This window comes from Polymorphospora sp. A560, from assembly GCF_045781765.1.
GTDB classification, from domain to species: domain Bacteria; phylum Actinomycetota; class Actinomycetes; order Mycobacteriales; family Micromonosporaceae; genus Polymorphospora; species Polymorphospora lycopeni.
In genome coordinates this window covers 2480841-2494846 of record NZ_CP122282.1, presented here as the reverse complement: position 1 = coordinate 2494846, position 14006 = coordinate 2480841, and the positions used below count along the sequence as shown (strand labels likewise).

Below are 14006 nucleotides of genomic sequence, written 5' to 3'. Positions count from 1 at the left end.
GGCTTGACCGTCGCAGTGCCAACCCCGAACGGGCCGGCCAACGTCGTGCGTGGGGTGGACCTGGAGGTCCGGGCCGGCGAGGTGTTCGGCGTCGCCGGGGAGAGCGGCAGCGGCAAGACGATGACGTTTCTGGCTCTGCTCGGGCTGCTGCCGGCCGGATCGCGGGTGGCCGGCGAGGCCGTCTTCGACGGGCGCGACCTGCTCGCGTTGTCCCCCGCCGAGCGGCGGCGGGTACGCGGCCGCGACATCGCGATGGTGTTCCAGGATCCGATGACCTCGCTACACCCGATGCTGACCGTCGGCGCGCAGCTGACCGACCATGTCCGGGCCCATCTGGAGATGGGCCGGCGGGAGGCGCGGGAGCACGCCGCCGCGCTGCTCGCCGACGTACGTATCCCGGACCCGCACGGCGCGCTGCGCAGCTATCCGCACCAGTTCTCCGGCGGGATGCGCCAGCGGATCGCGATCGCGGTCGCGCTGGCCTGTCGCCCCAAACTGATCATTGCAGACGAGCCGACCACCGCGCTCGACGTGACCGTGCAGGCCGGCCTGCTGCACCTGCTCGACGAGCTGCGGCGCCAGCAGGGGCTCACGATCGTGCTGATCACCCACGACCTCGGCGTGATGTCCGCGCTCGCACAGCGGGTCAGTGTCTTCAACGAGGGACGCATCGTGGAGACCGGCACCCGCCAGCAGGTGCTGTGCGAACCCCGCCACCCCTACACCGCAGGGCTGCTCGCCGCCCTGCCACCGGCATGACCGCCTCCGGGGTGACCGGCCGGCGCCGGGCCGCCCACCCCCTGGCCCGCTTGCTGGTGCGCAGGCTCGGCGCGATGGTCCTGCTGCTCCTGGGGATCAGCCTGGTCACGTTCGTGCTCACCTCGCTGGTACCGGGCGATCCGGCCCGCGCCGCGCTCGGCCCCGTCCAGGGCGAGGACGAGGCGGCGGTGGCGGCCTGGAACAGCCGGAACGGCCTGGACAAGCCGATTCCGGTGCGATACCTGGTCTACCTGTCCAACCTGTTGCGCGGCGACCTGGGCGTGTCGCAGCAGACCGGCACGCCGGTGCTGGACGACCTGATCGCCTACATCCCGGCCACCGCCGAGCTGGCCGTCGTCTCGGTGCTGCTCGCCTCGCTGATCGGCGTCGGACTCGGGGTCGCGGCGGCGTTGCGTCGCGATACGCTGCTGGACCAGGTACTGCGCGTGGTCTCGCTCGGCGGCGTGTCGGTGCCGGTGTTCTGGCTCGGACTGATCGTGCTCTACCTCGGGTTCTTCGTGTTCGACCTGTTCCCCGGCGGCGGCCGGATCGACCCGCTGGCCATACCGCCCGCCGAGATCACCCACCTGTACACGCTGGACGCCCTGTTCGCCGGTGACCTGGCCGCGACGGGCGCGGCCCTGCACCACCTGGCGCTGCCGGCCGCGGTCCTGGCCGCCTACAACATCGGCTACATCGCCCGGTTCACCCGGACCGCGGTGCTTGAGGTGATCAACCACGACTACGTCCGCGCGGCACACGCCAAGGGCCTGCCGGCCCGGACCGTGGTGCGACGGTACGTCCTGCGCGCGGCCCTGCCCAGCATGATCCAGATTCTCGGCTTCGCGTTCGCCGGAGTGCTCACCGGTGCGGTGCTGATCGAGGCGATCTTCAGCTGGCCTGGCATCGGCGGCTACGCCTACCGGGCCGCGGTCAGCCTGGACCTGCCGGCGATCACCGGGGTGACGATGTTCGTGGCGGTCGTCTACATCTCGGTGAACTTCGTCATCGACGTCCTCTACGGCGTCATCGATCCCCGGATCCGGGCCAGATGAGCACGCCCCCGGGGACGGCACCCGGCACCGTGCCGCTGCGTCCCTTCTGGCGCCGCCGGCCGCCGGCCCGGTGGCGTGGCAGAGGACGGCTGGACGGGCGGACCCGCGCGCTGTGGCGCCGCCCGATGGCGGTCATCAGCATCACCGTGATACTGGTCTGGCTGCTCGCCGCCGCGCTAGCCCCGGTACTTCCGGGCCCCGGCCCGCTGGCCCAGGACGCCGGACGTTTCGAGGCGCCTTCGGGTACGCACTGGTTCGGCACCGACGAACTCGGCCGCGACGTGTTCTCCCGGGTCCTGTACGGCGCCCGGACGTCCCTGCCGTTGGCCGTCATGCTGGTCGCGCTGTCACTGGTCGCCGGCACCGTCCTGGGCGCCCTGGCCGGCTACTTCCGGGGCTGGGTGGACAGTGTGCTGATGCGCCTCTGCGACCTGCTGTTCGCGTTCCCCGGAATCGTGTTGGCGATGGTGGTGACCGCGGTACTCGGCCCGAGTGTCACCAACGCGATGCTCGCCCTGGTGATCATCTCCTGGCCGTGGTATGCCCGCATCGTCCGTGGCCTGGTCATCTCCATCGGGGACGCCGAGTACGTCAGCGCCCGTCGGCTGCTGGGCGTCTCGGCCTGGCGTACCCTCGTCGAGGACGTGCTGCCCAACATCGCCGGACCGGTGCTGGTGCTGGCGACACTCGACCTGGGTGGCGCGATCCTGCTGCTGTCCGGGCTGTCGTTCCTCGGCCTGGGCGCCCAGCCACCGGCCGCCGAGTGGGGCCTGATGGTCTCCTCCGGTACCCAGTACTTCCAGTTCTGGTGGGTCAGCACGTTCCCCGGGCTGGCCATCTTCAGCGTGGTGCTCGCGTTCAACTGCCTGGGAGACACCTTGCGGGACGTGTTCGACCCTCAGACCAGTTTCACGCGCGCCCCGTCGGCCGGTGCCGGCGGCACCGCACCCGACAAGACCGGCGGGTCGGCGGTGACGCCGTGAGCGGCGAGCCGGCGGAGCACCCGCCGGTCCTCGACGTCCGCGACCTGGAGGTGGTCTACCACCAGCGGGGCCGCCCGCCGGTGCGCGCGGTCGCGGGGGCGAGCCTGACCGTGGCGGCCGGCCAGATCGTCGGGCTGGTCGGCGAGAGCGGTTGTGGCAAGTCCACCGTGGCCAAGGCGGTCATGGGACTGGTCACTGCGTCCGCTGGCGCGGTGCACTTCGAGGGTGGGCCGGTCCTGCCGATCCGTCGGCGGGTCCGCCCGCCTGCCCTGCTCGGCCTGCAGATGGTGTTCCAGAACCCGTACGCGTCGCTCAACCCTCGTCGTCGGATCGGCCGTCAGGTCTGTGACGGGCTGGTCGGGCCGGCCGCGGCGGCGCGGACGCGAAGCGCCGCGGAATTACTGGAACAGGTTGGCCTGCCGGCCACGACAGCCTCTCGCTACCCGCACGAACTCAGCGGCGGGCAGCGCCAGCGCGTCGCCATCGCCCGCGCGCTCGCCACCTCCCCCTCGATGCTCGTGCTCGACGAGCCGCTGTCCTCACTGGATGTCGCCGCCCAGCGGCAGATCGCCGAGCTACTGGTGCGGCTCAAGTCCGAACTCGGCGTGGCGATGCTGCTGATCTCCCACGACCTCGGCGTGGTGCGGCAGATCGCCGACGCGGTCTCGGTGATGTATCTGGGCCGGGTCGTGGAAAGCGCACCCACCGGCGAGCTGTGGCGGGACCCTCGGCACCCCTACACGCGGGCGCTGATCGACGCGGTGCCGTCGGTCGACGGCGCCGGCCGGCTACCCGTGGCGCTGCCCGGGGAGATACCCGACCCGGCGGATCCGCCGCCGGGCTGCCGCTTCCACCCGCGTTGTCCGCAGGTCCTGCCGCGTTGCGCTACCGACGATCCACCGCTGCTGCGGCTAGCGCCGGTGAACCGCGAGGCCGCCTGCTGGTTGCGGGAGCCGGCCAGCACCCCTCGCTGAGCCGAGGGGCCATTCTCACCCCACACGTCCCGGCCGGGACCGGACACGGACGCCGGTGGGCAATGATCACGCCGACTCGCCCGCCACCAGCCACCTGAAGACCTTGTTCACCAGGCTCTGGGCCGGCCGCACGGGCCGGCCTACCCGGTGTCGGGATCTCCGCTTCCGCCGATCCCGTCGCGAACGCCTCGACCCCAGGGTTCCCGGGCCAGGCCCGGAGCCCCGGGGTCGAGGCGAGTCAGCCGCGGCCGATCCTGGCCACGTCCACGCCCCACTGCGGGTTGTAGACCAGCCCGGTCAGACCGGCAGTGCCGACCAGCACCGAGGCCGGCTGCATCAGCGGGAAGTATGGGGAGTCGGTGTTGAAGCGACGTTGCAGCTCCTCGTACCGCTGGGCGCGCTGCCGCTCGTCCGTGGTGGCCGTCGCCTCCCTGGCCAGCGCCGCCTCCGCCGGCGCCCGCTCGACGGTGTATCCGAGCGGGACCGCGACGGTGCCGCCCGGGGCGAACGGCTGGTAGCCGTTCGGGTCCGCCGAGTCGGGTGACCACAGGGAGGCACTGGCCTGGACCTTGCCGTCGCGACGCAACTGGAGGTGGACGGCGATCGGCCGGCCCTCGATTTCGACCTCCAGGCCGATCTCGCCAAGGCTGGACTGGATCTTCTGCGCGATCGTCTCGACCGATACCCCGGCGAAGACGAAGTTGGCGACGTAGTTCAGTTTGAACTTCGGGTCGGCGATCCCGGACGCGGCGACGGCCGCCTTGGCCCGCTCCACGTCCCGCTTGACCGCCTGGTCGGGTGGCAGGCCACCGAGCAGGCCGTTCGGGATCATGCCGGCGAGCTGGACCGCGCCCGTACCACCGATCTCGGTGATGCCGTCGTAGTCGAGCCCGTACCGGATCGCCTCGCGGATCTTCGGGTTCGCGGTGACCGGCGCCTGTTCCGGATCGATGTTCACACCCAGGTAGAAGCTGTTCAACGCTGGTTTGGTGACGACCTGGACGGCGGGGTTACCGCTCAGCGAAGCGGCCTGGTCGGCGGCGATGTCGTAGGCGACCTCGTCCTTGCCCCGCTGCACGCCCAGCAACTGGGTGGCGGCGGGCACGTTGCGGATGATGACCGTGTCGAAGACCGGCTTGGTGCCCCAGTAGTGCGGGTTCGCGCCCAGGGTGATCTGCTGCGTCGGCCGGTACTCCTTGATGACGTACGGGCCACTGCCGGCGCTCTTGGTGGACAGGAACGCCTCGGCGTTGTCCGTCTTGTCCGCGTCCGCCGCGTCGCTGCCCCCGTTAGCACCGACCAGGGTTGAGTTGACCACGCTCAGCGGAGTCGATGCGACGATTCGCTCCAGGGCCGGGTTCGGTGTGTCGCTGGTCAACACCACCACATGCGCCTCGGGGGCGCTGGCCGTGACGCCATGCAGCATGTAGGACTGGCGACCCTTGATGTTGATCAGGCGGTGGAAGGAGAACACGACATCCCTGGCCGTCAGGGGCGTACCGTCGCTGAACTTCACGTCCTTGCGCAGGTTGAAGGTGAACACCTTCGCGTCCGGCGAGACCGTGTGCGACGTGGCCAGTGCCGGTTTCGGCGTCAGGTCGCTGCCCTCGAACGTGAGCAGTGTGTCGTAGACGGCGTGCAGCGCCATGTTCGCGGTGACCGACGCCTCGCGCGCCGGGTCGAGTTGGTTGTTGTTGAACACGGTGTTGAGCACCAGGGTGCCGCCGGTCACCGGTCCGGACGGCGCGGCCTTCTCCTCGGTGGAGCAGGCGGCCAGGGTGGCGACGAGGCCGACAGCGACGGCCGTGGCCAGCACCTGGGTGACTCTCGTGGGTACGGCTGTTCTATGCGGTCTCATGGACTCTCCGTTCGAGGTCGCGCGTGCCGCGAGGCCCGCAGCGTATGGCCGGCGGACGAGGAGCCTCCAACAGGATTGCGCGATGTGATCCATCGACCACGCCGATGGCCATGCATCGGCGCGACCGATGGACCGCATCGGGAACGCGCGTTGGACCTGCCGAATTGCCAGTTCCTACCGTCGAGACATCCCCATCTCGGGGCCGTCTCACGGAGGTCGACACGTGATCCGCACTGGAAAGCAGTACATCGAGGGACTTCGGACGCCGCGTGAGGTGTACGTCGGCGGGGAGCGGGTCGCGGATGTCACCACCTATCCGGCGTTCCGCAAGCCGATCGAGAGCTACGCCCGGCTGTACGACATGAAGCACGACTCGCGCTACACCGACATCCTCACCTATTCGGAGGAGCCCGGCGGCGAGCGTTACGACATCAGCTTCCTCGTGCCCAAGAGCAAGGAAGAACTCAAGGCGAAGGGCCGGGCCTACCGCACCTACTCCCGCGCCTCGTACGGGTGCCTCGGTCGGGGGCCGGAGTTCATGGCCGCGCTGATCGCCGGGATGTGGGAAAGCACCGAGTGGTTCGAGCAGTGGGGCGAGGGCGGCGCGCAGAAGGTCGCCGACTACGTGCGCTACGTACGCGACAACGACCTGTTCCTCACCCACGCCCTGGGCAACCCGCAGTCCGACCGCTCCAAGCCCTCACACCAGCAGGCCAACCCGTTCATCCACCTGCGGGTGAAGGAGGAGACCCCGGAGGGGCTGGTCATCCGTGGCGCCAAGCAACTGGCCACGGCTGCCCCGGTGACCGACGAGATCCTGGTGTTTCCGAACGGGCGGCAGTTCGGACCGGGCGACGACGCGTACGCGCTGTGTTTCGCGGTACCGACGGCCACCCCCGGCGTCAAGATCATCTGCCGTGAGCCGCTGGTGCCCGACGACCGGCGCAATGTCTACGACCACCCGCTCAGCTCACGCTTCGAGGAGATGGACGCGCTTGTCGTCTTCGACGACGTGCTGGTGCCGTGGGACCGGGTCTTCTTCCACAACAGCCTGGCCGCGGCGAACAACATGCGCTTCATGACCGGCGTGGCGGCGTTCTCCGGCCACCTGTCCATCCACCGTGCCACGGTCCGCGCGGCGCTGACCGTGGTGACCGCGATGAAACTGTGTGCCTCGGTCAGGACCGACGTGTTCCCCAATGTCGGCGAACTGCTGGGCAAGCTGGCCGCCATGTACAAGGCACAGGAATCGCTGCTGTTCCGCTGCGAAGAGGAGCCGCGCATCACCGACACCGGTACGTACTGGTGTAACGGCGACGCGATGTCCGCCTCGGGCCTGCTGTTTCCGGACTTCTACACCACCATGCTCGAGGTGATCAAGCGGACCGGCGCGGCCGGCCTGATGCTCACCCCCACCCTCGGCGAATTCAGCGGCGATATCGGGGAACTTGCGAACACCTACTTCGCGGGCGCCGAAGACATGCCGGGCGTGGACCGGGTACAGGTCGCCAAACTCGCCTGGGATCTGGCCGGCGACGCGGTCGGCCAGCGACTGGCGCACTACGAGCGGTTCTACATCGGGGAGCCGATGTTCGTGTCCTCGTTCTACGCCCGCTCGGTGGACATGAGTCTCGGACGGGAACTGTTCGACGAAATCATCGCGGAGGGGCGGGCACTGCACGGGGCCGCCGGGGCTGATGCGTGAGAGGGCGGACGCCCCGACCGACCGCGGTTACCGCACCACGATGGGGTTGTTCGCCACCGGGGTGACCGTGATCACGGTAGGCGACGGGAGGGTGCGACACGGCATGACGGCCAGCGCCGTGATGTCCGTGTCGCTGCGCCCACCGCTGCTCGCCGTCGCGGTCGACACCCGCGCCTACACCAACCAGATGATCCGGCGGGCCGGCCACTTCACGGTGAACGTCCTGGCCGAGGGGCAGGAGCAGGTCGCACTGCGGTTCGCCCGGGCGATGGCCCGCGAGGCCGAACTGTTCGGCCCGGACCCGTCCCCCACCGGGGCAACCGGTGATCCGCTGCTGCCACACACGCTCGCCCACCTGTGTTGCGAGCTGGCCTCGGCGTACGAGGAGGGGGACCACATCCTCTACGTCGGCCGGGTGACCGCGCTGTGGCGGGCGGACGATCCCCGGCCGCCGCTCATCTTCAACCGGGGTCGGTTCTGCTCCACCAACTGCCGGGTCTGTATCACCCGGCTCGACCCCACCGAAGCGTTGTGTGCCCTGATCGAGGGCTGACCGGACACGGTACGCCCCGGGATCCGGGCGGCCGAGCAAACAGGGAGCACGAGAGATGGCACAGATTGTCCTCGGCCTCGGGGTGTCGCACACCCCCCAGATGAGCATGCCCAGCAACCTGTGGGCGTCCTACGCGAGCAATGACCGCAAGAACCCCAACCTCATCTACCGGCGGAAGAAGTGGGCGTTCGACGACCTCGTGGCGGCGCGGGCCGGCGACGGCATCACCGAACGGATCAACGAGGAGGAGTTCGCCGCGTTGCACGCCCGCGCGCAGGCCGCGGTGTCCATCCTGGCGAACGAGCTGGCCCGGGCCGCACCGGACGTCGTGGTGGTCGTCGGGGACGACCACCACGAACTCTTCAGCGAGGATCACATGCCCACCTTCGCGGTCTACTGGGGCGAGACCGTCACCGCGATCCCACCGGAGAAGTTCTGGTTTCCCGAGGTGGCCACCGCGGCGTGGGCGCTCTACGGAGAGCAACGGGAGACCTACCCGTGCGACCCTGCGCTCGGCGCGCACCTGATCCGGCACCTCAACAGCGGCGGCTTCGACGTGGCGCAGATCCGCGCACAGCCCGAGGGCGAGTCGATCGGTCACACCGTGGTACTGGTACGCAACCGGCTGATGGACCGGAGCAAACCCGTCCTGCCGATCGTCCCGCTGCTGATCAACACCTATTTCGAGCCGAACCTGCCGACCCCGCAGCGCTGCTGGCAGCTCGGTAAGGCGCTGCGCGCGGCGCTCGAGGCGTACCCGCCGGAAACCCGGGTGGCGGTGATCGCCTCCGGCGGCCTGAGCCACTTCGTGGTGGACGAGACGATCGACCGGGCCGTACTGGCCGCGATGGCCGGCCGGGACGAGGCGGCGATCGCCGCACTGGTCCCCGCCGACTTCGTCTCCGGCACCTCCGAGGCGATGGGTTGGCTCACCGTCGGCGGCGCCTGCGGCGGGCTGGACATGGACGTGGTGGACTACATCCCCGCGTACCGCACCGCGGCCGGCACCGGCTGCGGCATGGCCATGGTCCGGTGGATCTGATGGCGGAGACGATGCTGGTCGTCAGCGCGCACGCGGCCGACTTCGTGTGGCGCGCCGCCGGCGCGGTCGCCCTGCACACCGCCGCGGGCGGCAGCGCCACGGTGGTCTGCCTGTCCTACGGCGAACGCGGCGAGTCCGGCGACCTGTGGCGCGAGCCGGGCCAGACCGTCGAGGCGGTCAAGGTCCGCCGGCACGCGGAGGGCGCCAAGGCCGCGGCCGAGGTGGGCGCCGACTACGTCCCGCTCGACCTCGGCGACTACCCGCTGGAGGTGCCGCCGGCCGCGCTGCGCAGGCTGGCCGACATCTACCTGGATGTCCGCCCCCAGGTGCTGTTGATCCACGCGCCCGCCGACCCGTTCAACCCGGATCATCCGGTCGCTTCGGCCGCCGCGGCGAAGGCCCGGTTGCTGGCGATGGGCGCGGGCGGCGTCCCCGCGGCGTTTCCGACCATCCCACCGCCGCGGATGCTGGCCTTCGAGCCGCACCAGCCGGACCAGTGCGGCTTCGCCGCGGACGTGTTCCTGGACATCACCCCGGTCTTCGCCCGCAAGCAGGCCGCGATGGCGGCGATGGCGTCCCAGTCCTATCTGGCCGACCACTACCGCCAGCGCGCCGAGCAACGCGCCTACCAGTCGCGCTATCTGGGCGCCGGCACGGAGGTCCGCTACGCCGAGGCGTATCAGCGGATGACGCCCGAGCTACGGACAGCGCTGTGAACCCGCTCGCCCGGCTCGGTGTCTCCACCGTCTACGAGGCGTCCGGGCAGGACGGTCTCGTCGACGCGGCGCTGACCCGGGTGGTACCCGGTAGCCGGGCCGCCGGGCCGGTCCGCACCGTCCGGTGCGGCCAGGACGACAACTTCGGCGTGCACCTGGCGTTGGACCGCATCGGCCCCGGTGAGGTGCTGGTCGTGGTGATGCCGCGGCCGGCGCCGGTGGCGCTCGTCGGCGGGCTGCTGGCCGCGCAGGCCAAGGCACGCGGCGCGGCGGCGCTGCTGGTCGACGCGGCAGTACGCGACCTGGACGAACTGGTCGCACTGGGGCTGCCCATCTGGGCCCGCTGGATCACCTCCCGCGGCGCGACCAAGTCCGGCACGGCGGAACTGGACGTACCGGTCGAGGTGGGCGGCGTGCTGATCGCACCCGGCGACCAGGTCGTGCTCGACGGCGACGGCGTGGTACGGGTGCCCGCGGCCGACCTGGCATCCACCCGGTCCGCCGCGACACGGCGGGCGGACAAAGAGAACGAACTACTGCCCCGGCTGGTCGCGGGCGAGGCCACCCTCGACCTGATGGGACTGCGGAGGGCGAACCAGCCACTGGACACGACGGCGGAAGGACCGGCATGACACGGGCAGGCGGATACCGGGTGGCGGTGGACATCGGGGGGACATTCACCGACGCCGTGGCGATGGCGGCGGACGGCACCGTCCGCAGCGCGAAGTCGCTGTCCATCCCCGGCAGCCAGGACACGAGCGTGCTGGAGGCGGTGGACCGGATCGGGATCGGACTGGACAGCGTGGCGGACTTCATCCACGGCACCACCACCGCGCTCAACGCACTGCTGGAGCGCTCCGGCGCCCGGCTGGCGATGGTGGTCACCAGCGGGTTCCGCGACGTGTACGAGATCGGTCGGGCGAGCCGGCCCCGGATGTACGACATCCATTACCACCGGCCACCGATGCTGCTGCGGCGCCGGGACGTGTACGAGGTCAGCGGCCGGGTCGGCGCCGACGGCGAGACGCTGGTCCCCCTCGACGAGGACGCGCTGAGCACGCTCGCCGGCCGACTGGCCGCAAAGTACGACGCGGTGGCGGTGTGTTTCCTGCACGCCTACCGGTTCCCGGCGCACGAGGCCCGGGCGAAGGAACTGATCAGCGCCGCCGCGCCGGGACTGGCGGTGGTCGCCTCGCACGAGGTGGCCCCGCAATGGCGCGAGTACGAACGGTTCTCCACCGCGCTGGTGTCGGCGTACGTGACCCCGAAGATCAGCGACTACCTGGGCCGGCTGGAACGCCGGCTGGCCGAACGCGGCCTGCCCGGACCGCTGCACGTGATGCAGTCCAACGGGGGCGTGATGAGCGCGCAGATGGGGGTCCGCCGCGCGGTGCAGACCCTCTTCTCGGGCCCGGTCGGCGGCACGGTGGGTGCGGTGGCGATCGGCGGCCAACTCGACGCGGCGCAGCTCATCTGTGTGGACATGGGCGGCACCTCGTTCGACGTGTCGCTGGTGGTGGACGGTACGGCCGACATCGACAGCGAGCTGGAGATCGTCGGGCACCCGGTACTCACCCCGTCGGTCACCATGCACTCGCTGGGCGCCGGCGGCGGCTCGATCGTCTACGAGGAACTCGGCGGCCTGCGGGTCGGCCCACAGTCGGCCGGGGCGAACCCCGGGCCGGCCTGCTACGGCCGGGGCGGTCAGCCGACCATCACCGACGCGAACCTGCTGCTCGGCCGGATCCCACCGGACACCCGGATGGGTGGCACGGTGGCGCTGGACCGGCAGGCGGCGCACCGGGCGCTGGCCGAGGTCGGCGAGCGCCTCGGGCTGGACGCGGTCCAGCTCGCCACCGGGGCGGTGGCGGTGGCCGACGCGGCGATGGCCGACGCGATCCGGGAGCTGACCGTGGCGCGCGGGATCGACCCGCGACAGTTCGATCTGCTCGCCTTCGGCGGCGCCGGACCGCTGCACGCCGCGTCGCTCGCCGAGGAACTGTCCATCGCGCGGGTGATCGTGCCGGTGACCCCGGGCGCGCTCTCCGCCTGGGGCATGCTCCAGGCGGACGTACGCCACGACCTGGTCCGGGCGTTCTTCGCGGTGCTCGCCGACGTGCCGGCGGCCGGGGTGGCCGCCGAGTTCACCGAACTGCGCGGGCAGGCCCGGGACCTCCTGGCGGCGGAGAACGTCTCGCCGGACGCCACGGTACTGCACAACGCCGCCGACCTGCGCTACGCCGGGCAGGAGTACACGCTGACCGTGCCGGTACCCGGGCGGGTCGACGCCGCCGCCCTGGCCACCCTCGCCGCTGCATTCCACGACGCCTACCTGGAACGGTACGGCCACAGCAACCCGAGCGAGGCGGTGGAACTGGTCAACCTGCGGGTCGCCGCACTCGGTATGCGGCCGCGCCCCGCGCCCCGCGCGATCGAGCCGGCGCCCCGGCCCGCACCAGTGCAGTGGCTGACCACCCTGTTCGCCGGGGAGTACCACGACACGGCGGTCTACGACCGCACCGGGCTGGGCGCCGGCACGGTCGTCGAAGGGCCGTGCGTCGTGCTGGAGGAGGGCTGCACCACCCTGGTGCCACCCCACTGGCAGGCCACCACCACACCCCACGGACACCTGCTGCTGGAGCGGCGGCCGTGACCCCCCGCCCGACCCGAGAGAGGTGCTGATGACCACCGTCGACGCCCCCCACATGCCCGCCATGGTGGATCCGGTCACCGTGGAGGTGATCCGCAACGCGATCTCCTCGATCGCCCGGCAGATGAACAACAACCTGGCCCGCTCGGCGTACACACCGATCATCTACGAGATGAAGGACTGCTCGGTCGGCGTCTTCGACCACCGGGGCCGGCTGCTGGGGCAGTCCCCCGGCCTGCCGATGTTCCTCGGCAACCTGGAGATGGGTATCCGGGTCACCACCGAGATGCTCGGCGGCCCGGAACACTACCGGGCCGGCGACGTCTTCATGGTCAACGATCCGTACCTGGTCGGCAGCCACACCTACGACGTGACCGTGTTCTCGCCGATCTTCCACCGGGACCTGCTCATCGGCTTCGGCGCGACCAAGGCGCACTGGCTGGACATCGGCGCCAAGGAGGCCGGCCGGCCGGTGGACACCACGGAGATCTACCAGGAGGGCTACCGGTTCGGACCGACCTACGTCTACCGCGCCGGCGAGCCGGACACCCAGACCCTGGACTACATCACCCGTAACAGCCGGCTACCCCGCTCGGTGTGGGGTGACCTGCACGCACAGATCTCCGCCTGCCGTACCGGGGAGCGCCGGCTGGTCGCACTGTTCGAGCGGTTCGGCGCGGACGTCGTACGGGCCGCCACCGAGGAGACCTTCCGCCAGAGCGAACGGCTGGACCGGGAGACGGTCGCCCGGATCCCGGACGGTGTGTACCGGGCCGAGGCGGCGATGGACTCCGGCGGCCCCGGGCAGCCCCCGGTGCCGGTCAAGGTCGCCGTGACGATCGCCGGCGAGGAGGTGACCATCGACCTGACCGGTTCCAGCGGCCCGACCGCGGGGTCGGTGAACTCGCCGCTGCCCGGCACCGTCGCCGGCGCCCGTCTGGCGTTCAAGTGTCTGATCAACCCGAACGCGCCGGTCACGGCCGGGACATTTCGTAACCTCACGGTGGTGGCCCCGCCCGGCACCGTCTTCAACGTGGCCGAACCGCACGCCACCATCTACTACTACCCGCCACTCGGCCTGATGATCGACCTGGTCATCCGGGCACTGGCCGAGGTGCTGCCGCACGAGGTGGTGGCCGGGCAGCCGGCCGACCCGATGAACGTGACCTTCTTCGGCACCACTACCGACGGCCGGCGGTACGTCAGCGGCGAGGCGACCGCGGTCGGCTGGGGTGCGTCCTCCCGCGCGGACGGCGCCAACGGAATGATCAACTATGGTGCCGGAGATCTGAAGAACTACCCGGTGGAGGTGCTGGAGTCCCGCTATCCGATCCGGGTGCACCGGTACGCGCTGCGCGAGGGCTCCGGCGGCCCCGGCCGGCAGCGCGGCGGTCTGGGGATCCTGCGGGAGTACGAGACCCTCGACGAGGGCACCCGCCTGTCGCTGTGGCTGGAGCGCTCGACAGTGCCCGGCTGGGGTCTCCACGGCGGCTCGGACGGGCAACCCACCCACGGTGAGATCGAAATCGACGGGGTCACCGAGACGGTCCTCAAGGTGGGTGCCCGGGCACTGCCGCGGGGCGCGCGCGTGCGGGTGGCCACCGGCGGCGGGGGCGGATACGGCCCGTCCGGTGAACGCGACCCGGACCTGGTCGCGGCTGACCGCGCCGACGGATACGCGCCGGACAGCGCGCCCGCCGGGTGACGGGCG

At 70.9% G+C, this 14006-nt stretch carries 12 protein-coding genes; 11 read left to right on the top strand and 1 reads right to left on the bottom strand.

What is annotated here, in order from left to right:
* The first annotated feature begins 3 nt into the window (after positions 1 to 3).
* From QCD66_RS11355 to QCD66_RS11340, 4 genes are read left to right on the top strand one after another with little or no spacing between them, the layout of a single operon-like run.
* Positions 4 to 759: an ABC transporter ATP-binding protein gene (locus QCD66_RS11355; protein WP_375735515.1), complete on the top strand. Its 756-nt coding sequence runs from the start codon at positions 4 to 6 to the stop codon at positions 757 to 759.
* Positions 756 to 1814: an ABC transporter permease gene (locus QCD66_RS11350; protein WP_375735514.1), complete on the top strand. Its 1059-nt coding sequence runs from the start codon at positions 756 to 758 to the stop codon at positions 1812 to 1814. The genes QCD66_RS11355 and QCD66_RS11350 overlap by 4 nt, the downstream gene beginning before the upstream one ends.
* Complete coding sequence (locus QCD66_RS11345; RefSeq protein WP_375735513.1) at positions 1811 to 2797, top strand: ABC transporter permease; 987 nt, start codon at positions 1811 to 1813, stop codon at positions 2795 to 2797. Before QCD66_RS11350 ends, QCD66_RS11345 begins: the two co-directional genes overlap by 4 nt.
* A complete protein-coding gene (locus tag QCD66_RS11340; protein ID WP_375735512.1) occupies positions 2794 to 3771 on the top strand; it encodes an ABC transporter ATP-binding protein in 978 nt (325 codons plus the stop codon). Before QCD66_RS11345 ends, QCD66_RS11340 begins: the two co-directional genes overlap by 4 nt.
* A 238-nt stretch (positions 3772 to 4009) precedes the next feature.
* Here QCD66_RS11340 and QCD66_RS11335 read toward each other — a convergent pair whose 3' ends face one another.
* The gene (locus QCD66_RS11335) at positions 4010 to 5629 is read right to left on the bottom strand and encodes an ABC transporter substrate-binding protein (RefSeq protein WP_375735511.1); all 1620 of its coding nucleotides are present in this window, start codon (positions 5627 to 5629) and stop codon (positions 4010 to 4012) included.
* Between the two features lie 223 nt (positions 5630 to 5852).
* Here QCD66_RS11335 and QCD66_RS11330 point away from each other — a divergent pair, with 223 nt between their 5' ends.
* The 7 genes from QCD66_RS11330 to QCD66_RS11300 are packed head-to-tail and all read left to right on the top strand — an operon-like array spanning position 5853 to position 14000.
* Positions 5853 to 7334, top strand: coding sequence for a 4-hydroxyphenylacetate 3-hydroxylase family protein (locus tag QCD66_RS11330; protein ID WP_375735510.1), 1482 nt, complete (start codon positions 5853 to 5855; stop codon positions 7332 to 7334).
* Positions 7327 to 7887, top strand: coding sequence for a flavin reductase family protein (locus QCD66_RS11325; RefSeq protein WP_364222695.1), 561 nt, complete (start codon positions 7327 to 7329; stop codon positions 7885 to 7887). Before QCD66_RS11330 ends, QCD66_RS11325 begins: the two co-directional genes overlap by 8 nt.
* Before the next feature lie 55 nt (positions 7888 to 7942).
* Positions 7943 to 8929: a hypothetical protein gene (locus QCD66_RS11320; protein WP_375735509.1), complete on the top strand. Its 987-nt coding sequence runs from the start codon at positions 7943 to 7945 to the stop codon at positions 8927 to 8929.
* Complete coding sequence (locus tag QCD66_RS11315) at positions 8929 to 9645, top strand: PIG-L deacetylase family protein (protein WP_375735508.1); 717 nt, start codon at positions 8929 to 8931, stop codon at positions 9643 to 9645. The genes QCD66_RS11320 and QCD66_RS11315 overlap by 1 nt, the downstream gene beginning before the upstream one ends.
* Positions 9642 to 10277, top strand: coding sequence for an RraA family protein (locus QCD66_RS11310; RefSeq protein ID WP_375735507.1), 636 nt, complete (start codon positions 9642 to 9644; stop codon positions 10275 to 10277). The genes QCD66_RS11315 and QCD66_RS11310 overlap by 4 nt, the downstream gene beginning before the upstream one ends.
* Positions 10274 to 12298 (top strand): hydantoinase/oxoprolinase family protein, encoded by a 2025-nt coding sequence (locus QCD66_RS11305; RefSeq protein WP_375735506.1) that lies wholly within the window; start codon positions 10274 to 10276, stop codon positions 12296 to 12298. Before QCD66_RS11310 ends, QCD66_RS11305 begins: the two co-directional genes overlap by 4 nt.
* Positions 12299 to 12326: 28 nt before the next feature.
* Positions 12327 to 14000, top strand: a complete 1674-nt coding sequence (locus tag QCD66_RS11300; protein ID WP_375735505.1) for a hydantoinase B/oxoprolinase family protein — start codon at positions 12327 to 12329, stop codon at positions 13998 to 14000.
* Positions 14001 to 14006 lie beyond the last annotated feature (6 nt).

What these genes read in the sequence shown, in the direction of transcription:
- QCD66_RS11300 (WP_375735505.1), top strand. Translation starts at nt 12,327, where the DNA reads ATGACCACCGTCGACGCCCCCCACATGCCCGCCATGGTGGATCCGGTC.
- QCD66_RS11345 (WP_375735513.1), top strand. Translation starts at nt 1,811, where the DNA reads ATGAGCACGCCCCCGGGGACGGCACCCGGCACCGTGCCGCTGCGTCCC.
- QCD66_RS11320 (WP_375735509.1), top strand. Translation starts at nt 7,943, where the DNA reads ATGGCACAGATTGTCCTCGGCCTCGGGGTGTCGCACACCCCCCAGATG.
- QCD66_RS11315 (WP_375735508.1), top strand. Translation starts at nt 8,929, where the DNA reads ATGGCGGAGACGATGCTGGTCGTCAGCGCGCACGCGGCCGACTTCGTG.
- QCD66_RS11350 (WP_375735514.1), top strand. Translation starts at nt 756, where the DNA reads ATGACCGCCTCCGGGGTGACCGGCCGGCGCCGGGCCGCCCACCCCCTG.
- QCD66_RS11325 (WP_364222695.1), top strand. Translation starts at nt 7,327, where the DNA reads ATGCGTGAGAGGGCGGACGCCCCGACCGACCGCGGTTACCGCACCACG.
- QCD66_RS11305 (WP_375735506.1), top strand. Translation starts at nt 10,274, where the DNA reads ATGACACGGGCAGGCGGATACCGGGTGGCGGTGGACATCGGGGGGACA.
- QCD66_RS11335 (WP_375735511.1), bottom strand. Translation starts at nt 5,629, where the DNA reads ATGAGACCGCATAGAACAGCCGTACCCACGAGAGTCACCCAGGTGCTG.